Source organism: Catenovulum sediminis (genome assembly GCF_007289895.1).
Lineage (GTDB): Bacteria > Pseudomonadota > Gammaproteobacteria > Enterobacterales > Alteromonadaceae > Catenovulum > Catenovulum sediminis.
Genome location: NZ_CP041660.1, coordinates 3,675,776 through 3,696,637 on the forward strand (window position 1 = coordinate 3,675,776; position 20,862 = coordinate 3,696,637).

At 39.7% G+C, this 20,862-nt stretch carries 23 protein-coding genes; 6 read left to right on the forward strand and 17 right to left on the reverse strand.

Annotated features, from left to right (window positions below):
* Positions 1–8 precede the first annotated feature (8 nt).
* From modC to FNT16_RS15590, 4 genes are read right to left on the reverse strand one after another with little or no spacing between them, the layout of a single operon-like run.
* On the reverse strand, positions 9–1,151 hold the full coding sequence (modC, locus tag FNT16_RS15575) for a molybdenum ABC transporter ATP-binding protein (protein ID WP_143872447.1): 1,143 nt from the start codon (positions 1,149–1,151) through the stop codon (positions 9–11).
* Positions 1,152–1,847 (reverse strand): molybdate ABC transporter permease subunit, encoded by a 696-nt coding sequence (modB, locus tag FNT16_RS15580; RefSeq protein WP_143872448.1) that lies wholly within the window; start codon positions 1,845–1,847, stop codon positions 1,152–1,154. It abuts the gene before it with no gap.
* Complete coding sequence (gene modA / locus FNT16_RS15585) at positions 1,847–2,623, reverse strand: molybdate ABC transporter substrate-binding protein (RefSeq protein ID WP_143872449.1); 777 nt, start codon at positions 2,621–2,623, stop codon at positions 1,847–1,849. The genes modB and modA overlap by 1 nt, the downstream gene beginning before the upstream one ends.
* 37 nt (positions 2,624–2,660) lie before the next feature.
* Positions 2,661–3,011: a Fis family transcriptional regulator gene (locus FNT16_RS15590; protein WP_143872450.1), complete on the reverse strand. Its 351-nt coding sequence runs from the start codon at positions 3,009–3,011 to the stop codon at positions 2,661–2,663.
* A gap of 102 nt (positions 3,012–3,113) precedes the next feature.
* On the opposite strand from FNT16_RS15590, the gene FNT16_RS15595 reads away from it, so the two are divergent.
* The gene (locus tag FNT16_RS15595; protein WP_143872451.1) at positions 3,114–3,578 is read left to right on the forward strand and encodes a VF530 family protein; all 465 of its coding nucleotides are present in this window, start codon (positions 3,114–3,116) and stop codon (positions 3,576–3,578) included.
* A gap of 164 nt (positions 3,579–3,742) precedes the next feature.
* Positions 3,743–4,387, forward strand: a complete 645-nt coding sequence (locus tag FNT16_RS15600; RefSeq protein ID WP_143872452.1) for a glutathione S-transferase family protein — start codon at positions 3,743–3,745, stop codon at positions 4,385–4,387.
* Positions 4,388–4,448: 61 nt separating this feature from the next.
* On the opposite strand, the gene FNT16_RS15605 is transcribed toward FNT16_RS15600, so the two are convergent.
* Positions 4,449–4,757, reverse strand: a complete 309-nt coding sequence (locus FNT16_RS15605; protein ID WP_143872453.1) for a hypothetical protein — start codon at positions 4,755–4,757, stop codon at positions 4,449–4,451.
* A gap of 70 nt (positions 4,758–4,827) precedes the next feature.
* Positions 4,828–6,012 (reverse strand): BaiN/RdsA family NAD(P)/FAD-dependent oxidoreductase, encoded by a 1,185-nt coding sequence (locus FNT16_RS15610; protein WP_143872454.1) that lies wholly within the window; start codon positions 6,010–6,012, stop codon positions 4,828–4,830.
* Between the two features lie 265 nt (positions 6,013–6,277).
* Between FNT16_RS15610 and panB the strand changes: the two genes are divergently transcribed.
* Both panB and FNT16_RS15620 read left to right on the forward strand, forming a co-directional pair.
* Positions 6,278–7,030, forward strand: coding sequence for a 3-methyl-2-oxobutanoate hydroxymethyltransferase (gene panB, locus FNT16_RS15615; RefSeq protein WP_143872455.1), 753 nt, complete (start codon positions 6,278–6,280; stop codon positions 7,028–7,030).
* Positions 7,031–7,053: 23 nt separating this feature from the next.
* A complete protein-coding gene (locus tag FNT16_RS15620) occupies positions 7,054–7,827 on the forward strand; it encodes a YciK family oxidoreductase (RefSeq protein ID WP_143872456.1) in 774 nt (257 codons plus the stop codon).
* Positions 7,828–7,830: 3 nt separating this feature from the next.
* Here the strand turns inward: FNT16_RS15620 and FNT16_RS15625 are convergent, their stop codons facing one another.
* The 10 genes from FNT16_RS15625 to ffh all read right to left on the reverse strand — a co-directional run bounded on the left by FNT16_RS15625 (position 7,831) and on the right by ffh (position 18,210).
* Positions 7,831–8,853 carry a GGDEF domain-containing protein gene (locus FNT16_RS15625; protein ID WP_143872457.1) on the reverse strand — a complete coding sequence of 341 codons (1,023 nt, stop codon included), beginning with the start codon at positions 8,851–8,853 and terminating at the stop codon, positions 7,831–7,833.
* A gap of 56 nt (positions 8,854–8,909) precedes the next feature.
* The gene (locus FNT16_RS15630) at positions 8,910–10,862 is read right to left on the reverse strand and encodes a BRCT domain-containing protein (RefSeq protein WP_143872992.1); all 1,953 of its coding nucleotides are present in this window, start codon (positions 10,860–10,862) and stop codon (positions 8,910–8,912) included.
* Positions 10,863–11,014: 152 nt separating this feature from the next.
* On the reverse strand, positions 11,015–12,673 hold the full coding sequence (fadD, locus tag FNT16_RS15635; RefSeq protein WP_143872458.1) for a long-chain-fatty-acid--CoA ligase FadD: 1,659 nt from the start codon (positions 12,671–12,673) through the stop codon (positions 11,015–11,017).
* Between the two features lie 113 nt (positions 12,674–12,786).
* Positions 12,787–13,419: a DNA-J related domain-containing protein gene (locus FNT16_RS15640; protein WP_143872459.1), complete on the reverse strand. Its 633-nt coding sequence runs from the start codon at positions 13,417–13,419 to the stop codon at positions 12,787–12,789.
* Positions 13,420–13,440: 21 nt separating this feature from the next.
* A complete protein-coding gene (rplS, locus tag FNT16_RS15645; RefSeq protein WP_143872460.1) occupies positions 13,441–13,794 on the reverse strand; it encodes a 50S ribosomal protein L19 in 354 nt (117 codons plus the stop codon).
* Positions 13,795–13,809: 15 nt separating this feature from the next.
* Positions 13,810–14,577 (reverse strand): tRNA (guanosine(37)-N1)-methyltransferase TrmD, encoded by a 768-nt coding sequence (trmD, locus tag FNT16_RS15650; RefSeq protein WP_143872461.1) that lies wholly within the window; start codon positions 14,575–14,577, stop codon positions 13,810–13,812.
* Between the two features lie 3 nt (positions 14,578–14,580).
* Positions 14,581–15,111, reverse strand: coding sequence for a ribosome maturation factor RimM (gene rimM / locus FNT16_RS15655; RefSeq protein ID WP_143872462.1), 531 nt, complete (start codon positions 15,109–15,111; stop codon positions 14,581–14,583).
* A 26-nt stretch (positions 15,112–15,137) separates the two neighbouring features.
* A complete protein-coding gene (rpsP, locus tag FNT16_RS15660) occupies positions 15,138–15,386 on the reverse strand; it encodes a 30S ribosomal protein S16 (RefSeq protein WP_143872463.1) in 249 nt (82 codons plus the stop codon).
* A 126-nt stretch (positions 15,387–15,512) separates the two neighbouring features.
* The gene (gene nhaA / locus FNT16_RS15665) at positions 15,513–16,706 is read right to left on the reverse strand and encodes a Na+/H+ antiporter NhaA (RefSeq protein WP_185976614.1); all 1,194 of its coding nucleotides are present in this window, start codon (positions 16,704–16,706) and stop codon (positions 15,513–15,515) included.
* A gap of 109 nt (positions 16,707–16,815) precedes the next feature.
* Positions 16,816–18,210 carry a signal recognition particle protein gene (ffh, locus tag FNT16_RS15670; RefSeq protein ID WP_143872464.1) on the reverse strand — a complete coding sequence of 465 codons (1,395 nt, stop codon included), beginning with the start codon at positions 18,208–18,210 and terminating at the stop codon, positions 16,816–16,818.
* A 174-nt stretch (positions 18,211–18,384) separates the two neighbouring features.
* Here ffh and FNT16_RS15675 point away from each other — a divergent pair, with 174 nt between their 5' ends.
* Positions 18,385–19,173, forward strand: a complete 789-nt coding sequence (locus FNT16_RS15675; RefSeq protein WP_143872465.1) for a cytochrome C assembly family protein — start codon at positions 18,385–18,387, stop codon at positions 19,171–19,173.
* 78 nt (positions 19,174–19,251) lie between these two features.
* Entirely contained in the window at positions 19,252–20,532 is a 1,281-nt protein-coding gene (locus FNT16_RS15680; RefSeq protein WP_143872466.1) for an HlyC/CorC family transporter, read from the forward strand.
* A gap of 78 nt (positions 20,533–20,610) precedes the next feature.
* Here the strand turns inward: FNT16_RS15680 and csrA are convergent, their stop codons facing one another.
* Positions 20,611–20,805, reverse strand: a complete 195-nt coding sequence (csrA, locus tag FNT16_RS15685; protein WP_143872467.1) for a carbon storage regulator CsrA — start codon at positions 20,803–20,805, stop codon at positions 20,611–20,613.
* Between the last annotated feature and the right edge of the window lie 57 nt (positions 20,806–20,862).

Genomic DNA, 20,862 nt, shown 5'->3' on the forward strand with positions numbered 1-20,862 from the left:
ATGGCAATTTACGATAACAAAGCAGCAGACTTTATCTGTACCCAAACTCGATCACCTTTTTTTAAAGATAGTTTGTGTAGAGAATATCGGGTAATTTTAGCCATTAATTGTGCACCCTGTTGATTTACATTTTCACTATCAGACAAAAGCTGCACCTGAATATATGCTGACGCACTCTCCTCTTCTAATTTTATTTCGAGAACTTGCGCCGCCAATTTGTTTAAAATGCTGTTATCCTCGGCATAACTTAAAGACACACTAATGTCTTTGGCCAAAATTCTTACTCTAACCGCATCATTTATTTCAAGTCGGTAGCTAGGTTGCTCAATTGAAGACGAGTTTTGAAAAGGTAGATACACAGCACCCGCTGCAAGTTGAATTTTATTCAATTTCCATTCAGGTAAGATATCACTGACGAAGCCTTGTAAAGTGACACCTATTTCTTCGTCCTGATAGCGACTCAGTTCATGTTTAGCAAGTAATTCACCGGTTGCGCCTTGTTTAACGACGGTCCCCTGCTCCATTACAACCAAATAATCGGCCAACAAAGAAACTTCTTCTATTGAGTGACTAACAAAAATAATCGGAGTGCTAAATCGACGTTTAACTTTTAGTAAATAGGCCAATATTTCATGTTTTCTTTGCAAGTCTAAAGCTGAAAATGGCTCGTCCATCAATAATAACTTTGGCTCAACCAACAAAGCTCTGGCTATTGCGACGCGCTGACGCTCACCACCAGATAAAGACTCAACCGGTTGAGACAATATTGATTGTATCCCCAGCAAAGATATAACTTCTTGGTAAACATTTGGTTTAAGCTTTTTGTTTGTTCTTTTTATTGCATATTGTAGATTTTGTTCAGCATTTAGGTGCTCTAACAATGCATTTTCTTGAAAAATATAAGCTAAAGACCGTTTATGCGTTGCAAGCACACAAGTGCCTTGCTGCCATACTTGATTGCCGACAATAATGGTCGCGTCTGGACACGGCTCTAACCCTGCAACAACTCTTAAAAAACTAGTTTTACCACACCCTGACGGGCCATAGATAGCTGTCACACCTGATGCGGGTAATCGCAAATCAACACTTAAACAAAATTGTGAATTAAACGAAAGGGTAAAGCTAATTTGATTGTCTCGGTTATCCAACACTTAATGCTCCGTTTTTATCAGGCGAATACCTTTTTTGTGTTGAGTTGAATAAACGATGAATAATACAACAAATGAAAAAAGCAACATACTGGCCGACAGCCAGTGAGCTTTTTGATATTCAAGCGCTTCGACGTATTCATATATTTGTACTGAAACAACCTGAGTTTCACCAGGAATATTACCACCTATCATCAAGATCACACCAAACTCGCCTACTGTATGCGCAAATCCCAATACTGCAGCAGTGATAAAACCCGCTTTAGCTTGTGGCAGTACCACGGTAAAAAAGCGATCAAAGAAACCGGCGCCTAGTGTCGCAGCAATCTCTAATGGCCTATCACCGATAGATTCAATTGCGTTTTGTATCGGCTGCACGACAAAAGGTAAAGAATAGAAAAGCGATGCAATGACCAGCCCCCAAAAACTAAAGGCTAAGGTATAGACGCCAAATAACTGGCTTAATTGACCTATGATCCCGTCGGGGCTAAATGCCAGTAACAAATAAAAACCGATGACTGTGGGCGGTAAAACAAGTGGCAATGCGACTAATGCACTGACAGGTCCTTTAAGCCAATGTTTAGTTTTGGCTAACCACCAAGCTAACGGCGTACCGATAATAATAAGCAAAAAAGTAACAACCGAAGCGAGTTTTAAAGTGAGCCATATTGCCGTTAAATCTGCGTCGTCAAAAGCCATTAATCTGTCTCATACCCATGCGATTCTATAATCGTCTTACTTGTTTGTGAGCTTAAAAATAACATAAAGGCTTGCGCTAACGGGTTATTATTTGCTTTTTTTAACGTCACAGCGTGCTGCGCTATTTGTTCATGCATGGAGGCTGGTACCAACCAATAAGCTTCTTCTGCTTGCTTACTTGCTTTAACCTGAGACAAAGCGACAAATCCCAATTCAGCATTTCCGGTTGCGACAAACTGATAGGCTTGTGAAACATTTTCGCCCATTACCCAATCTGCTTTAGTTTTGCGCTCGAGCTTCAATTTTTCTAACACTTGCAATGCTGCTAAACCATAAGGGGCTAGTTTTGGGTTGGCCATAGCCAGTTTATTGTATTCACCATTTAATAACGTGCGCTGAGTGACCGGTGTTTGCAAGATCTGTCGATTATTGTTAGAGCGCCATAAAACCAATCGACCAACTGCATACGGGTATGGCTGTGTACCTGCTGTTAAATTGTCTGCAATTAATCTCTGCGGTTTATCTGAATCGGCCGATAAAAAAACATCAAACGGTGCACCTTGCTTAATTTGTGCATATAACTTACCGGAAGATGCGTAAGAAACACGAACACTCTGAGGGTTCAGCTTTTTTGATAGGATAAATGCGCGCTCTAATTCCTGCATCACATTGATGAAGTTAGAAGCCACCGCAATATTAAGTTGCTGAGCGCAGAGTTGAGACGACGCTTGGGCCGTTAAAAATAATATAAATGTAAAAATAATCTTAAATCGCAATTTAATCAACCACCTTATTCGCTAGATAAACGTTCTTTTAATGATAACGGGATAATCTAAGCTGCCAATTGCCTTGATGATGCAACTGACATGCTTGTTCACTATCAAAGTGTATTTGTTTTTCAGGCTTAACTAAATTGACATCAGCCGCTGACAAAAATTGAGTAATCCACTTTATTAAAACTTGTTCTTTTTGTTCACTTAGTGCATTTTCTAAGTGTTGTTGAGTATCAAACACACATACGATTTGCAAACTATCCGGAAAACATTGATAGTTAACTAAGTGGGTTAGCCAAACGAAGCCCGCTATATCAGCCTGTGCTAAATGACACACTTGCGTCAATTGTTTGATGATTCGTTTTTCAGTATTTTTATCCGCTTTACGCACGATACCCCCTTATTGAAAAGCATATGATAGCAGGATAGCGCTAGGTTAAGTCAAAAAGACATGTATAATTAGATAAGTGCTCATAAAATATAGGTTCAAGCCATGTCTGCAGAAAATTGCAAGCAAAACATATACGAAAATAATCCGCTACACGGACTTAAACTAGAGGTGTTAATTGAGCAGCTCGTAAACCATTATGGCTTTGAAATTCTAGCTGAGTACACCAATATTAAATGCTTTAAAAATAACCCTAGTATAGCCTCTAGTATTAAATTTTTACGCAACACAGACTGGGCACGAGAAAAACTGGAGATTTTCTATTTATATAAGTTTAAAAATCTACCCAAACCTGATGATGCAAATTATGCATTGCCACCACGAGATCGAATTATACCCGCACACCAAAAACCCAGATCACCAGTTGAATTAAAACTAGGTGAAGCGCCGCCGCCAAAACAAGGGCGGGCACCTGCAAACAAAGACTTGCAGTCTAAACGACAGCCTAAACGCCAAAGTAAAAATAGAGCGACTCATAATCAGGATGACCCGTGGGCAGCTTACCGTTAACACATAAACTTGGTATCTGTGTCACTTTTTAAACTCGCTATCTGTGCTAAGTTGAATTATCAATAGTTTTTGGACTATCAATATCTTTGTCTATACTCTTCAGGTACCAAGATAAATTGATTCAATGAGTATAGATTCAAATCCCACATTTCAAGGAAAGTTATATGTATAAACTATATTATCAACCTGGCTGGTCTAGCATGGCACCGCATTTTTTATTGGCCGAAATGGGTGTCGAGTTTCAACTAAAACTGGTAGACGTTGAAGCAAAGGAACATAAATCACCTGACTTTTTAAAATTGAATCCCACAGGGCGGATCCCGGTACTCACAGACAACAGCCTTGCACTATTTGAAAGTGCGGCCATATGTTTATATGTATGTGATAAAGAGCCACAAACACAGATGATGCCAGAAGTTGGGACTGTTGAGCGCGCAAAGTGTTATCAATGGTTGGCTTATTTAAATAGTACAGTACAAACCGAAATGGATATGCTTTTTTACCCTAAAAATCACACGACAGCCCCAACCTCTGCGCCTGCGATTGCTGAGCGACAAGAACAACGTTTAATGGCAATGTTCGAAATTTTAAACAATGAGCTGGCCCAACAAAACTATTTAGTGGGTGATAAAATGACAGTATGCGACTGTTTTTTATTAATGCTGGTCATGTGGGGGCATGAAGAATTTAAAGTATCACCGCTAACCATGCCAAACCTGAATCGTTACTTTAAAAACTTAATACAAAAACAATCCGTTCAAGCTGTCTGTGAAGTTGAACAGCTCGATTTAAACGTTTATGTAGTCTAATGACACAAGTTTTTACCTGTTGATCTATTTTTAAAAAGCGCTTAACGGATGACGGTTAATTTCAGTCATCCGGCCCTTCTAGCGTAAACACCAAGTGTTTATGCATATCTTTTAACAAGATGCCTTTTTTAAACAAGCGCGCACTCAAACGCTTTTGCCATTTTAATAGTTGAGGCGTTGCAACTTCACACTCAGCTTCTGTTTTAAACTGCATACGCACCAGCAAAGACCCCGGGAATGCGTCATAATCCATACTAAACCAACACTGCTCTACACCATCTAACTGCACAAATGCCTGTTCTTCTAATTGAGTGACTGCCGACATCACAGCCGCTTGTTGTTTAATTTGAACCTTTGATAATTTCTTCATGTTTGGTGATTCACTGTTTTGGTTTTGGTTTTGGTTTTGGTTTTGGTTTTGGTTTTACAGATACACAAAATCAAACTGCCTGCCCGCATGCAACGCCACTGCTCCATGCATACTGGAAGTTATAGCCGCCAAGCCAGCCGGTAACTTCTGTCACTTCGCCAATAAAAAATAAGCCCGGCGCTTTTTTAGCTTCAAAGGTTTTCGAGCTAAGCTCATCTGTATCAACCCCACCTAAAGTTACTTCAGCAGTGCGATAACCTTCAGTGCCATTGGGTTTAATGGTCCAGTGGTGAAAATAATCATGCATTTGTTTAATTTCAGTATGCGTTAGCTGATTAACCGCTTTATCGGGTATCGCTTGTTCATTCGTTAAAATATCGATAAAACGACTTGGTAAAATTTGACTCAAGCAATTTTTAAGTGATTTTTTTGGATTGTTTTGTCGCCAGCTTTCAATCAGTTCAGCCAGCGATTCATCCGGTAATAAATTGATGCTTACCGACTGCCCAGCTTGCCAGTAGGATGATATTTGCAAAATAGCTGGGCCGGATAAACCGCGGTGGGTAAATAAAATATTTTCGCGAAAGCTTTGTCCGCTTTCGCTGCTCACCAAACAATCAATACTGATGCCAGATAGACCGTCAAAACGTTGCTTATCATGATCATGTAAGGTAAATGGCACCAAAGCAGCCGTGGTTGGAAATAGTTTTAAGCCAAATTGCTCAGCAATTTTATAACCAATCGGGCTCGCCCCGAGTTTCGGCATGGTTAAGCCACCACTGGCCACCACTAAAGACTGGCACTGAAACTCGCCATTTGATGTTTCGAGCTGATAACCTGAGTCTATGTTGGTAACTTTAAGCACCTCACTGCGCAAAATGACCTCAACGCCGGCCCAATCACATTCTGTCATTAGAATATCAACAATGTCTTGAGCGCTATTATTACAAAATAATTGGCCTAAGGTTTTATGATGATAAGCAAGGCCGTGACGCTCGACTAACTCAATAAAATCATGCTGGGTATAACGGCTTAAACAAGATTTAACAAAATGAGGATTACGACAAAGATAGTTTTCCGGTTTGGCATTTTCATTGGTAAAATTACAGCGACCTCCGCCGCTGATTAATATTTTGCGGCCAGGTTTTTTACCCATATCCAATACCGCGACGCCTTTTCCGCGATAGCCTGCGGTTGCAGCGCACATTAGTCCTGCGGCACCGGCTCCTATAATCACAACATCATACTGCTTCAAGTGTTTTTCCCACATCAAAAATTTGTGCGAATTTTAGCAAGATAATTTCACTTTGTAATAAAAAGCCCATATAAAAAATAAACGTTTATTACCGTTCATACGATTACAAATTCAAATAAACCCAAGCTAGAGTATCGGTAAGCTTGATATCATTATACGAGACCGTTCGCCTCAATTAGCGGATATCTGAACCTTAACGATTTTTTTAACAGTCAAAATGCAGTATCCTAGCGCGATTGCAATTAACCCAATTGGTTGATTAAAAATGAAACAAACACTTAAACAATTACAAACTTTAAAAGGCAATACACGCATTAGTATGCTAACCGCATATAACTGCCCTGTCGCTCGTAGCATTGAACAAGCCGGCGTGCCAATTATATTGGTTGGTGACTCTGTGGGCATGGTTGAAATGGGATTTTCAAGCACGCGAGATGTCACCATGGACCATATGGTTTACCACATTGGTGGGGTCCGTCGTGGTGCCCCTGATACGCATATTATTGGTGATTTACCCCATCTTACCTATGAAACCATCGAAGATGCGGTAAATAATGCTAAACGATTAGTAGCAGCCGGTGCAGATAGTGTAAAACTGGAAGGCCCTTATTTTGATGCAGTAAAAGCCATTGTTGCAGAAGGCATTGAAGTGGTCGCACATACAGGCTTAACCCCACAAAAGGCAACCAGCTTTAAAAAAGTAGGTAAAAATGCACAAGAAGCCGAACAGATTTTGCAAGAATCAATTCAATTACAAAATGCCGGTGCTGGTATGTTAGTTTTAGAGCATATACCGGCTGAATTAGGTTTAAAAATCACCGGCGCTTTGACTATTCCAACCATTGGTATTGGTGCTGGCGGCGATACAGATGGGCAAGTGTTAGTGATTAACGATGCGTTAGGCATTGGTGATTATTGGCCGCCTTTTTCGAAACAATATGCGCATGTCACAGATACTATATCTAAAGTTTGTGCTCAATTTAGACACGAAGTTGAAAACAAGCAGTTTCCCGAATAATTAAAAAGTGATACTTAAACTTTATGACAGATCAAAACTCAACTTTAAACTTTGCAGTCGCACCTGATTGTTTAAAAGGTAAAACAATTTTAGTGACAGGTGCCGGAGCCGGTATTGGTAAAGCCGCAGCACTTGCTTACGCGAAACACGGTGCAGAAGTAATTTTGCTTGGACGCACCACCGCCAAACTTGAAAAAGTGTATGATGAAATCATGGCGTTATCCGATACTTATCCAATTGCCGAGCCTGCCATTGTGCCATTAGATTTGAAAGGGGCGAGTAAACAAAATTACATTGATATGACAACAACCATTGAGCAAACATTTGGTAAACTGGATGGCGTTTTAAACAACGCTGGTGCACTAGGCAGCATCATGCCTTTTGAGCAATTTCCACAAGAAATGCTTGAAGAAGTCATGCAAGTAAATGTAAATGCACAGTTTATTATGATGCAAGCGTTAATACCTGTTTTAAAGAAAGCCGATTCTGCTTCTATTATCTTTACCAGCTCGTCGGTGGGCAGAAAAGGTCGGGCATTTTGGGGCCCTTATGCTATTTCTAAGTTTGCAACTGAGGGCATGATGCAAGTATTGGCTGAAGAATATGACAATACTAAAATGCGTTTTAATTGCATCAACCCAGGTGCAACTGCAACTAAGATGAGGCAAACCGCCTACCCGGCTGAAGATCAGAAAAAGCTTAAGCAACCAGACGAAATTATGCCTGTGTATCTTTATCTAATGTCCGATGAAAGCCAAAAAGTGAATGGCCAGTCTTTAGATGCTCAGCCGAAATAATGCTTAAAATAACTCAATATCATTTTTGATAACAATTGGGGAAATCAAACCTTGGGTTAACAACTGCTGATAATCGGCTAACTGATTACGACCATTTTCTTTCGCGTAATATAAAGCTTTATCAGCTTTTTCGACCACTAAACCCGGAGGTTCCCCAACTTCAATATGAGTCATTCCTATGCTGACGGTCATTGCGATACCCTCTGGAAATTTAAAAGACTCTACCGATGTTCTAAAACGCTCATAAATTTCAGTTGCGCTTGTTTTATCCGTTGCATTTAAAACCACAATAAACTCTTCGCCACCATACCTAAATAAAATGTCCTCTTTGCGAAATGAAGCCGTCATAATACTGGCAATCATAATTAACACTTCATCACCATAAGTATGCCCATACTTGTCGTTAACTCTTTTAAAATGGTCTAGGTCAACTAAGGCCAACCAGTAATATCGGCTGGCGCCTGTATCTCTGCGATCTAAAGGCGTATTGACTTCTAAATTAGCTGATTGTTTGATTAGATCTAGTAGCCGAACTTCTAAGGTTTTGCGATTTAATAAACCGGTTAAATTATCTTTTTCTGCTTCATTTATTAAAACAACTAAATTACAGTAAATGTTGATTAAACCTAATAGAGCTTTTTCATTGTAAGCTTTATTATATTGGCCGCGCATCTCTAACAAACCAAATAATTTATTTTTTGATTGCAGAGGAATTATTTTATATTCATCACCTTCTGCTACTCTGCGTGACTGAAAAGCAAGTTCCAGTTCGGGTACTAAACTGATATCAACATTTTTTACAGAAATAAGATCGCGCTCTTCGAGTGAATCATTATTATGTTCATTTAGTTCACTACGCACAAACTGATAAGTATCTAAATAAGGAATTGCTTCATATATAAATATTTCTTCACACGAAGCAACATGATGGATCGCATGAATCATCATGCGATCTAAACTGAGCCTGTCATTAACATTGGTAATATCAACAATTTGCTCTAGTAAATGAATTGGGTCGAGGTTCATAATGATAGGGCTATATCAGTGCTCTCTACAGAAGAGTATAGCCCATCTTTAAATATTTACAGGCCGGATTCAGTATTGATCAAAGTAAGGTATTCGCCCTCTGAAATAACCGTTACGCCTTTTTCTTGTGCCGCTTTAATCTTTGCCTCTCCTACTTTCTCACCCGTAACCAAATAATCCGTTTTACCCGTTACCGATTTAGCAACTTTTGCACCTAAGCCTTTAGCTTGCTTTTCCATATCTCCTCTGGAACCTTGTAACATGGTACCGGTAAATACCAGCGTTTTTCCTGCTACCGGCGAGTCAGAGTTGCCAGCATCACTTAGTTTAGGTGTTTGAGTTAGATTAAAACCTAGCTGATATACTTTAAAAAACTCTTCCCGAATATTGGCCAATCCTTCAAAGATTGCTTCGGCGCTTAACTGCGCAAAACCGTCAATTTTAACCATATCTTCAACTGAGATATCAAACAATTCTGTTAGCGTGTGATGTTGCAAAAGCTTCTCACAATTGCCGCCGCCCAACCGGCTTACACCAAAAGCGGCTAGAAAACGCCAGTCTTCAATTTCAATTTCTCGACTGGCTTTAAGTTGATCAACCAAATTTTGCGATGTTTTGTCGCCAAAACCAAATTTTACAAAGTCTTCAGTTGTTAATTGATAGATTTGGTGGATATGTTTGATGTTAAAGCCGCTTATTTTTTCGATAACTTTAGGACCGAAACCATCGTTATTGCCCAGTGTTTTGAAAAAGTGAATCAAGGTGTTCTCTGTTTGTGCCGGACAATCCGTTTTATTCGGGCACATTAAATGGTCTGACTCCCAAATAACATGAGATCCGCAGCTCGGACAGTTCTCGGGAAGTTCAGGCTCTGCCGCTTTGATCACTTTCTCAATTTTTGGAATAACCAGACCACTTCTCACTAATTGAACAACTGCACCTGGCCCAACACCATTGGTTTTCACCATATTATAGTGGTGCACCGTTACACGGCTAATGGTCGCGCCACTCAATTTAGTCGGAATTAATTCAGCAACCGGCGATACTCGACCGGTACGTGATGTTTGAGGTAATACTTTAACAACCTCAACTTCAGCAGATTCGTCGTTAACCTTGTATGCAATTTGCCACCTATGATGATGACGGGTTGCCCCCATATGCGCTTTGATTTCTTCATTTGTCGTTTCAATAATGACACCGTCTATGTCAAAATCGACTGCATTCCATATACTCTCTACAATTTTTTCAAAATCATTGAGTAATGTTTGATAATGACCGGTCCAGTTTTCTATTGCTGCAAACGGATAAAAAACGCAAGCGCCATCATCGATTGCTTTTTGAATATTTGCATCGATTTTTTTCTCAGCAATAATAGCGGCTTGAATATTACGGGAATTTTCAAAATGTTTACTCAATACTTCATCAAAATAGCTCTTTTTAATGACTATTTCGCCTGGACCTAAACCACGCTCAGCATCATTCGCAACTTGTAATCCTCGAGCAAAAGCTCTAGTTATATCTTGACCACGTACACCATCACCACGAGTGTATAAAGTTTCTCCATCATCAAATGCAGCATAACCGTCTAATTTTGGCGTAACACGAACATGAATTTCTGATTCTGCTATATCTAGTTCATCGGCGGCTTTTAAAATCCGATCGGACCATTTTTTAATTTCTTCAAACGAATAAGCTTTATCGGTAGACAGCATTTTTTGTGGCAACGGAACCGTTTTACTATCTACCACCACTTCAGGCTCGACTGTGGTCAAATATGGATGAACAGGGTCTTTATCTTTTAACTGATCGAGGTATTGATCGTAGCTTTGATCGTCAATAACCGGATAACCTGCACGATATAATGCATTTGAAACTTCCAAAAGCAATAGAAGGTTATCTAAACTTAAATTGTTTGATTGATACAAAGATTCAAGTTCAGAGGCGGATTGCTGAAAAGCCGCTTCGTCAAGAACGGATAATTGCTGTTGATTAAATTTAACTGCTGACATGCCATGTACTTTATTTACTTCTAATAATGGCAAATTTTAACTTAAAAACGTCGCTTAAGCAGGCTCAAATTTAAATTATTAAAAAGATTAAGGCTTCATTGCTTGTTTACTCATACAAAGAAGCCACCAACTTTGAACTCTAGAAACTTCACTTACGCATCACGTAATTCGCGACGTAATATTTTACCAACATTGGTTTTAGGTAAACTGTCTCTGAATTCAACTGATTTTGGCATTTTATAGCCCGTTAAATTGGTTTTACAATGCGCCAGCAATTCGCTATCTGTAAGCGAGTCGTCTTTTTTAACAACGAATATTTTAACCACTTCTCCACATTTTTCGTGAGGCATCCCTACAGCTGCTACCTCTAATACCTTGTCGTGCATCGCGACAACTTCTTCAATTTCGTTGGGATAGACATTAAATCCGGACACTAGAATCATGTCTTTTTTACGATCAACTATGCGAAAGTATCCCTGCTCATCAAATTCAGCGATATCTCCGGTGCAAAACCACTCACCTTTCATAACCTCATCCGTAGCTTCTGGTCGATTAAAGTATCCTTTCATCACCTGAGGGCCTTTAACCTGTAACTCGCCCGCTGTATTAACTGGAAGTTCATTCCCCTCTTCATCCACGACACGACATTCGGTAGACGGTATCGGCAAACCAATTGAACCATTATAATGCTCCAATGAAAGCGGATTAATTGTCACTGCAGGTGAGCATTCGGTTAAACCGTAAGCTTCGAGCAAACGAGTACCTGTTACTTTCTCCCAGCGTTCAGCGACCGGTCTTTGCACGGCCATTCCACCGCCCAATGAGAGTTTTAAATGAGAAAAATCTAAATCTGAAAACCCATTGGTATTTAATAAGCCGTTAAATAGCGTATTAACCCCAGTTAAAGCAGTGAATTGATATTTTTCTAGCTCTTTAATAAATCCTGGCATATCACGGGGGTTGGTGATTAAAACATTGGTTGCACCATACTTCATAAAGTTAAAACAATTCGCGAGCAATGCAAATATATGATAAAGGGGTAATGCGGTTATAACGACCTCTTCACCATATTTAAGAGAAGGATCTAACCAAGCACCCGCTTGCATTAAGTTAGCGACCATATTTCTATGTGTTAACATTGCTCCTTTTGCAACCCCTGTTGTCCCCCCTGTATATTGCAAAAAGGCTAGATCGTCGCCGCTTAACTGAGGTTTTACATAGCGGTTCGCTTCACCTTGAGATAACACGGTGTTAAATCGAATATGACCCGGTAAATTGAAAGGCTTCACCATTTTTTTAATGTGTTTAACGACCTTGTTGACCACAAAACCTTTGAGTCCACCTAATTGGTCACCCAGCTCTGTTAAAATCACATTTTTAACTTTGGTTTCGCCAATAACTTGCTCTAGCGTGTGCGCAAAATTGGCAACAATAACAATACTCGTGGCGCCTGAATCATTGAGTTGATGCTTGAGCTCTCGTGGGGTGTATAAAGGGTTGACGTTGGCAATTGTGCAGCCCGCTTTTAATGCACCAAATAAAGCAATCGGGTATTGCAACAAGTTTGGCATCATTAAAGCAACAACATCGCCTTTGCCTAAACCAAGTTGATTTTGTAAATAAGACGCAAACTCTGTACTTTTATAATCTAACTCACGGTAGCTAATACCTTTATCCATATTGATAAAAGCGGTTCGGTCTGCAAACCGCTCACACGATTCTGAAATGAGTTCTATTAAGCTCGAATAATAGTCCGCATCAATTTCCGAAGGTACGCCATCTTGATACTGCTTTAACCAGATTTTTTCCATGCTCTACTCACAAATTAATTAGCTATAGTGATATGTGATGAATAACGATTTAAAGTTTAAATGGAGTATTGCAGCTTGTTACAGATTTATCAAACACCTGTTTTAAATTTTAATCAGCTTTTAATAATTTGCCAGGCTTCATTAAGCTGTTGGATTTTTTGTAAACTACCGCCTTTATCGGGATGATGAAGCAAGCATTGTGCTTTGTATGCAGATTTTTTTTGTTGATACGAAGCATTGATTTCAACTCCCAGCTCGCGACACGCAGCTTGATAGAGTTCAGTTTTCGAATACTGCTGGTATTTACGCCAAAAACCCTCCAACAACGACTCTACATCAGCCTGTGAGGTGGATGTTAAATGCGTTACATCAAGATAATATTCTTCTAGTGGATCTTTTAAAACAACACCACTTGGCGCTTGTGTGTAAATTTGATAATCAATTTTTGCTAAGCCCATAGTTAACTGTGCTTTTTTGTTTTTAAGCAGTTTATGCCTCAGGCGATACAGGGCGTGATAAAGCGCAAAATGAATTTGAAAGAGTTGATGGGCGTCATTTGAATCAAATTGTGGAATTATTTGATAAGGGGGCTGCTGTAATATTTTAATCAACGCTTGTTCACTGCAACTTTGCGGTTGTTCAGTAAAAAACAGCTCTAGTGCGTCAAAAAGTTTATCTAACCAAAGGTTTAGTTTATCGTCAGGCGTCATTTGGTAAGTTAATGCAGATAAGAAAAAGGCCCGCATTTGCGAGCCTTCATCAGCCAATTATTTTTTAGCAAGCTTTTCTTTGATACGTGCAGCTTTACCAGTTAAGTTGCGTAAGTAATACAACTTAGCCTGACGCACGTCACCACGACGCTTAACATCAATCTTTGCAACTAATGGGCTATGTGTTTGGAACGTACGTTCCACACCTTCACCACCAGACATCTTACGTACTGTGAAAGATGAATTTAAACCGCGATTTTTCTTCGCTATTACTACACCTTCGTAAGCCTGTAAACGCTCACGATCACCTTCTTTTACTTTTACATGGACAACAACTGTGTCACCTTGTGCAAAAGCAGGAAGGTCTTGTTTCATCTGCTCTTTTTCGAGCTGTAAAATGATATTACTCATAATAACCTTCTTATCCTAGAGTTCACTGCCGTTCTTGCGGTATTGAGTTTGAAACGCTTTCAATAACTCAAGCTGCTCATCAGTCAGAGCTAGGTTAGTTAATAATTCAGGACGTCTTAACCAAGTCCGCCCCAAAGCTTGTTGCATTCGCCATTTCTCAATTCTTTTATGATCACCACTTAACAACACCGAAGGAACAGACTTATCATCTAATACTTCTGGTCTTGTATAATGTGGGCAGTCTAACAAGCCGTTTTGAAACGAGTCTTGTTGTGCTGACATTTGATGTCCGAGTACGCCCGGAACCAAACGCGTAACCGCATCAATCAGTGTCATTGCAGGTAGCTCACCACCACTTAACACATAATCACCAACTGACCATTCCTCATCGATTTCCGCTTCAATTAAGCGTTCATCAATGCCTTCATATCGGCCACACACCAAGAGTAATTTTGAGTTTTCAGCAAGTTCTGCTGCACCTTTTTGATCAAGTTTTCGACCTTGAGGCGACAAATAAATGGTTTTAACACCCTCACCTGCAGACTTTTTTGCAGTCCTGATTGCATCTTGTAATGGTTGAACCATCATCAGCATACCCGGACCACCACCATACGGTCTATCATCAACTGTACGGTGCTTATCAAAGGTAAAATCACGAGGATTCCAACTTTGAAACTCAAAAATACCTTTTTTAACTGCACGTCCGGTGACACCGTACTGACTCACTGCATCAAACATTTCAGGAAACAGGGTAATCACCCCAATCCAATTTAATGCAGCCATGGATTAAAAATCCGCGTCCCAGTGCACCGTGATCAATTTTTTATCCAAATCAATCGATTCGATGACTTGGTTATCTATTAGTGGTATCAAGCGCTCACTAATGCCAAAAGCATCACGTGCATTTGCCTTAACCACTAACACGTCATTTGAGCCCGTTTCCATCAATGATTTGACAACGCCCATATCATAGCCGTCGACATTCACTACATTTAAACCGACCAAATCACGCCAATAGAATTCGTCTTGAGATAAATCTGGCAACTGCTCAGAATCGACAATAATATCCATTCCTGTTAGCAATTGGGCTTTCTCTCGAACATCAACGTTATCTAATTTAACGATGAGTCCTTTATTGTGTCGACGCCACTCGACAATTTTTGCTTCTTGCCACAATTTCCCTCGACCGATAGTCCAAGGATTGTAGCTGAAGATATTTTCAGGGTCTTCAGTAAAAGATGACACTTTTAACCAGCCTTTAACGCCATAAACCGCACCTAGGCGACCTACAACAATCTTATTCTCTGGTTGAGTCATACTTCAAAATCTCTGAATATCTGATATTAAGCCGCAGCGCGTGCGTCTTTAATTAAGTTTTTTACACGATCAGAGGTTTGTGCACCTTGACTGATCCAGTGGTCTACGCGTGCTAAGTCAAGACGTAGGCGCTCTGCTTGACCACGAGCTATTGGATTGAAAAAACCAATACGCTCAATGAAACGGCCATCGCGAGGGCTACGGCTATCCGCTACTACTACTTGGTAGAAAGGACGCTTTTTAGAACCACCACGAGATAAACGAATTGTTACCATATCGTACCCATAGTTGATTAAGTTAATGTTTAAAAAATTGGCTGCTTTTCCAGCTCGGCTGGAAAAGCCCGTGAATTGTACACAGATTAAGCCTGAATGCAACTTAAAGCAGGTTTTGTGACAGTTTTAATTGGCAATTTTTTTATTTTTAAATTGTTTGCTCAGAACAACATAGCCCAATATACCGGATAATAGTGAGCCGACAATAATGCCAAGCCTATCATCAAAGGCGAAACTAATGCCGGTTTCTCCAAACGCAAGCGAACCAATAAATAAACTCATGGTAAAACCAACCCCACATAGAGCCGCTATACCGTACAGTGCGCTCCAGTTCATTCCAGTTGGCAACTTAGTTAATTTTAGCTGAATCGCCAACCAACAGAAACCAAACACACCAACTTGCTTACCAACAAATAAACCAGCAGCAATACCAATAGGCACTGGGTGTAGGAGTTGGTTAATATCACGACTTATTAAATCTAAACCGGCATTGGCAAACGCAAAGACAGGTAAAATGAAAAATGCCACTGTACCATGTAAATCACGCTCTAAACTTTTGAGTGGCGAATAATCGGGATTAACGGACGATCTCATTGGAATAAATAGTGCTAACACGACCCCAGCTAATGTTGCATGTACGCCAGACTTTAATAATGCCCCCCACATAATCAAACCGACAATAACAAACATAGTCGTTGAGCTTACGTTTTTACGGTTGAGAATATACAACACTGGCAAACAACATAATGCAATGGTAAGCGAGGTTGCAGATATCTGGCTGGTATAAAAGATAGCAATGATAATGATGGCACCGATATCGTCAAATATTGCCAATGAAGTCAAAAATATCTTTAAAGATACAGGCACATTTTTACCGAGTAGCGACAAAATACCTAATGCAAAAGCAATGTCTGTTGCTGCGGGTATTGCCCAACCTTGAACGGTATCAGGGTTATCATGATTAAAAATTAAATACACCAATGCTGGTATAACCATACCCCCGATGGCACCGATGGCGGGTAAAATAATATTGCGTTTATCTGACAGCTCACCTTCTAACACCTCACGTTTGAGTTCTAATCCAACGTGAAAAAAGAAAATGGCCATTAAGCCATCATTAATCCATAACAAGAGTGGTTTAGCGATGCCAAACTCTCCCATCCATACTTCAACTGAGGTTGTAATCAAAAGGTCGTAATATATGCTCCAAGGAGAGTTTGCCATAACAATAGCTAAGAAAGCCGCTATCATCAAAACAATACCACCTGCAGATTCGGAGCTGAAAAAGCTTGCTTGAGTTTCGCTGTTTTTATTTATCATTTATGTTTCTCCAAAACACCAGTTGTTTCCATTCTTTACATAAGACATATAATGTCAAGTTAAATTACGCGAAAAAAAACCGGAAAGATCCGGTTTTTTTTACAAAAGATTATCGTCCAAACATACCGCCTGGTCCACCCGGCCCGCCAAATCCACCTGGCGGCATCATACCTTTCATACCACGCATCATTTTACTCATGCCGCCTTTGCCTGACATTTTCTTCATCATTTTTTGCATTTGAGTGAATTGCTTTAACAAACGATTGACATCTTGGATCTGAGTGCCCGATCCAGCGGCAATACGTTTTTTACGCGAACCTTTGATTAAATCAGGGTGCGTTCGCTCTTTTTGCGTCATTGAATTAATAATAGCTTCCATTTGTACAAACTGCTTGTCATTTACCTTATCTTTAACATTATCCGGTAATTGACTCATACCTGGCAATTTGCCCATCATCGACATCATCCCACCCATATTTCGCATTTGCGCTAGCTGGTCACGAAAATCTTCCAAATCAAAGCCTTTTCCTTTCTTGACTTTGTTTGCAAGCTTCATCGCTTTATCTTTATCGACTTTACGTTCAACTTCTTCGATCAAAGATAAAACGTCGCCCATCCCAAGTATTCGAGATGCAATACGATCTGGATGGAAAGGCTCTAATGCGTCTGTTTTTTCACCCATACCGATAAATTTAATCGGTTTACCGGTAATACTACGAATTGAAAGTGCCGCACCACCACGTGCATCACCATCGGCTTTAGTTAAAATCACACCGGTTAAAGGTAAGGCTTCATTGAACGCCTTTGCCGTATTCGCAGCATCCTGACCTGTCATAGCGTCTACAACAAACAAAGTTTCGACGGGCTGAACAGACTGATGCAATGCTTTAATTTCGTCCATCATATCGTTATCGACATGCAAACGACCGGCGGTATCAAGAATGACTACATCGAAAAACTGTAATTTAGCATGACTTATTGCTGCAGATGCAATGTCGACTGGTTTTTGTTCAACCGTGCTTGGGAAAAATTCAACACCAATGTCTGTTGCTAAAGTTTCCAATTGTTTTATTGCAGCGGGGCGATATACATCCGCACTCACAACCAAAACTTTTTTCTTTTCACGCTCTTTTAAAAACTTCGCTAGTTTACCAACCGAGGTTGTTTTACCAGCCCCTTGTAAACCTGCCATCATAAGTACAGCTGGTTTTTGAGTCGCTAAATTTAAGCTTTCGTTCGCCTCCCCCATAGCTGAGACTAGCTCGGCGTTTACAATCTTTAAAAAAGCTTGTCCAGGATTCAGGCTTTTACTAACTTCTAAACCAACTGACTTTTGTTTTACGTTGTTAATAAATTCTTTTATAACAGGTAAAGCAACGTCGGCTTCCAACAAAGCCATACGCACTTCACGTAATGTGTCTTTAATGTTGTCTTCGGTTAGACGTCCTTTGCCCGTGATATTGCGTAACGTCTGACTTAAACGATCAGATAAATTTTCAAACATAAATAATGACTACCCGATTACAGGAATGTGTTGTAAACCAATATTTTTATGTATTGTATACGTAAGTAGATAGAAAATATACGTTTGCGGTAATACTTGCGTTTAATCGATTTCAATGGAAAATGTAGTTAAACTGAGATTGCGTAAAAAAATATTATAAATTAAGGAATTCGGATGATTTTGGCCGTTTTAGCCGTATTGTCATATATTACAAGCGCAACTGGCCTTTTTATGCGCCTGTTCAATAAACTCGAAAATGTTACTAATCTTCTTATCTCTATTGGGATATTAGGCACCGCGCTGCATATTAGTTATATATTTATGCATTTTCAGGTAAGCGACGAGCATGCTTATTCGTTACTACTGGCTGCTAATGTCGTTGTAGTTACCGTAAATATACTGACTCTGTTTTTTTCGATATTCAGTGGTAATGTTTTTGCGCTACCGGTTAATTTAATCTTTGCCGCGACGATTTGTGCCTTGAGCATGGTTATCCCAGCAGAAGTGACCAATTTTGCGAGCTGGACATTAGAAACCTTGTCGCATATTAGCCTAGCTCTTTTAAGCTATGGTGTGTTAGTTATTGCGACACTTTTAACTTACCAATACAATTTTGTTGCATCTCGACTTAAACACCATGATTTATCGGTTTTAAGCTTACCTATGCCAGCGCTAAATTCTATTGAAAACCAAATTATCACACTACTTAAAGTCGGCTCTGGGCTATTAACACTTTCCATTGTCAGTGGATTTATTTTTTTAGAAAACTTTATTGGTTCAGGGCAAGCCCATAAAACAATATTGTCATTATTTGCCTGGATAATGTTTATTGGTGTTATTATCGGTCATCATAAATTTGGTTGGCGAGGACGAATCACACTAGTGATTACGACTTGTGGTAGTCTATTATTAACCATCGGATATTTTGGCTCTCGTTTAATGCGAGAAATTATTTTAAACTAAGGCTTGTTGTTGGGCGATCAATACCCACATATAGTCGCCAAATACGTATTTTTATTTTAGTTTTAAAGGACATTCCTGTTGGACGACATTTCCACTAGTACGCTGTTTATTATATTGGGCGTACTCATTTTAGTATCTGCTTTTTTCTCAAGTTCAGAAACGGGCATGATGTCTCTGAATAAATACCGGCTCAGGCATTTGAGCCAAAGCGGACACAAAACGGCAAAAAAAGTCAGCGCACTGTTAGAAAGACCAGACCGCTTGATTGGTTTAATCTTAATTGGTAATAACCTAGTTAATATAGCGGCTTCTGCAATAGCGACGATCATAGGTTTAAGATTATACGGTGATTATGGTGTTGCTGTAGCGACCATTGGTTTAACCATCGTGCTGTTAATATTTGCAGAAGTAACCCCTAAAACATTAGCGGCCTACTTCCCTGAAAAAATAGCCTTTCCAGCATCTTATGTATTGGCGGCTTTGTTAGTGCCTTTCTATCCGTTTGTTTGGGGCTTAAACCTCATTACTAATGGGGTACTTAAAATATTTAGAATTAATCTGGATAATCGAGAAGATTCGTTGACACATGAAGAGCTTAAAACCGTGGTGAATGAAGCGGGTGCATTAATCCCGCGCCGTCACCAAGATATGCTGTTAAGCGTTTTAGACTTAGAAAATGTAACCGTGGACGATATTATGGTTCCACGAAACGAAATTGTGGGTATTGATATCAATGACGACTGGAAAGACATCGTTAAAATGCTCACCCACGGCACGCACACTCGCATATTATTGTACCGAGACACTCTGGATGATGCTGTGGGTTTTGTGCATTCTCGTGATGTTTTAAGGCTTTTATCTAAAACACAGTTTTGTAAAGAAACCTTATTAAGAGCCGTTCGTGAAATCTATTTTGTGCCAGAAGGTACACCTTTAAACGTTCAGTTATTAAAGTTTCAACGTAACAAAATACGCATTGGTTTAGTGGTAGATGAATACGGTGATATCCAAGGGTTGGTTACACTTGAAGATATACTAGAGGAGATTGTCGGTGACTTTACGACAACAATGGACGTTCCATCAGCCAATAATATCAAACAACCAGATGGTAGTTTTTTAGTTGATGCCAGCAGCAGTATTCGGGATTTAAACAAACAATTTAAATGGAAGTTACCAGAAGATGGGCCAAGGACGTTAAATGGGCTGATATTGGAGCATTTAGAGGAAATCCCAACGGACAATCTATGTCTAAGATTATTTGGTTACCCGATAGAAGTATTAGACATCAAAGATAACATGGTGAAACAGGTTAAGATATTTCCTCACTTGTATCGAAAGCGACGCATCGCCGTTCGTTAAACAAAGTAAATAATCTAGATACAAATTTTGACACAAAAAAACCGGCTTCAGAGCCGGTTTTTTTTTGCTTAAAAAATATCAATAATCGTTGTTACCCGACGCTTGATTTTTCTCTGCTTGAATTCGCATATAAATTTCTTCTCGGTGGACTGAGATTTCTTTCGGTGCGTTAACACCTATACGAACTTGATTACCTTTCACGCCTAATACAGTCACGGTAACTTCATCACCGATCATAAGTGTTTCACCAACACGTCGAGTTAAAATTAGCATTTGCAGCTCCTATCCTAATGTCCTAAACCGTCAACAGCGGTTGCACCCTATTGCTAA

Coding starts and splice junctions, on each gene's coding strand:
- modB (WP_143872448.1), bottom strand. CDS start 1,847: ATGGCTTTTGACGACGCAGATTTAACGGCAATATGGCTCACTTTAAAA.
- FNT16_RS15595 (WP_143872451.1), top strand. CDS start 3,114: ATGTCTGCAGAAAATTGCAAGCAAAACATATACGAAAATAATCCGCTA.
- FNT16_RS15600 (WP_143872452.1), top strand. CDS start 3,743: ATGTATAAACTATATTATCAACCTGGCTGGTCTAGCATGGCACCGCAT.
- FNT16_RS15605 (WP_143872453.1), bottom strand. CDS start 4,757: ATGAAGAAATTATCAAAGGTTCAAATTAAACAACAAGCGGCTGTGATG.
- panB (WP_143872455.1), top strand. CDS start 6,278: ATGAAACAAACACTTAAACAATTACAAACTTTAAAAGGCAATACACGC.
- FNT16_RS15620 (WP_143872456.1), top strand. CDS start 7,054: ATGACAGATCAAAACTCAACTTTAAACTTTGCAGTCGCACCTGATTGT.
- FNT16_RS15625 (WP_143872457.1), bottom strand. CDS start 8,853: ATGAACCTCGACCCAATTCATTTACTAGAGCAAATTGTTGATATTACC.
- FNT16_RS15630 (WP_143872992.1), bottom strand. CDS start 10,862: ATGTCAGCAGTTAAATTTAATCAACAGCAATTATCCGTTCTTGACGAA.
- fadD (WP_143872458.1), bottom strand. CDS start 12,673: ATGGAAAAAATCTGGTTAAAGCAGTATCAAGATGGCGTACCTTCGGAA.
- FNT16_RS15640 (WP_143872459.1), bottom strand. CDS start 13,419: ATGCGGGCCTTTTTCTTATCTGCATTAACTTACCAAATGACGCCTGAC.
- rplS (WP_143872460.1), bottom strand. CDS start 13,794: ATGAGTAATATCATTTTACAGCTCGAAAAAGAGCAGATGAAACAAGAC.
- trmD (WP_143872461.1), bottom strand. CDS start 14,577: ATGGCTGCATTAAATTGGATTGGGGTGATTACCCTGTTTCCTGAAATG.
- rimM (WP_143872462.1), bottom strand. CDS start 15,111: ATGACTCAACCAGAGAATAAGATTGTTGTAGGTCGCCTAGGTGCGGTT.
- rpsP (WP_143872463.1), bottom strand. CDS start 15,386: ATGGTAACAATTCGTTTATCTCGTGGTGGTTCTAAAAAGCGTCCTTTC.
- nhaA (WP_185976614.1), bottom strand. CDS start 16,706: ATGATAAATAAAAACAGCGAAACTCAAGCAAGCTTTTTCAGCTCCGAA.
- ffh (WP_143872464.1), bottom strand. CDS start 18,210: ATGTTTGAAAATTTATCTGATCGTTTAAGTCAGACGTTACGCAATATC.
- FNT16_RS15675 (WP_143872465.1), top strand. CDS start 18,385: ATGATTTTGGCCGTTTTAGCCGTATTGTCATATATTACAAGCGCAACT.
- csrA (WP_143872467.1), bottom strand. CDS start 20,805: ATGCTAATTTTAACTCGACGTGTTGGTGAAACACTTATGATCGGTGAT.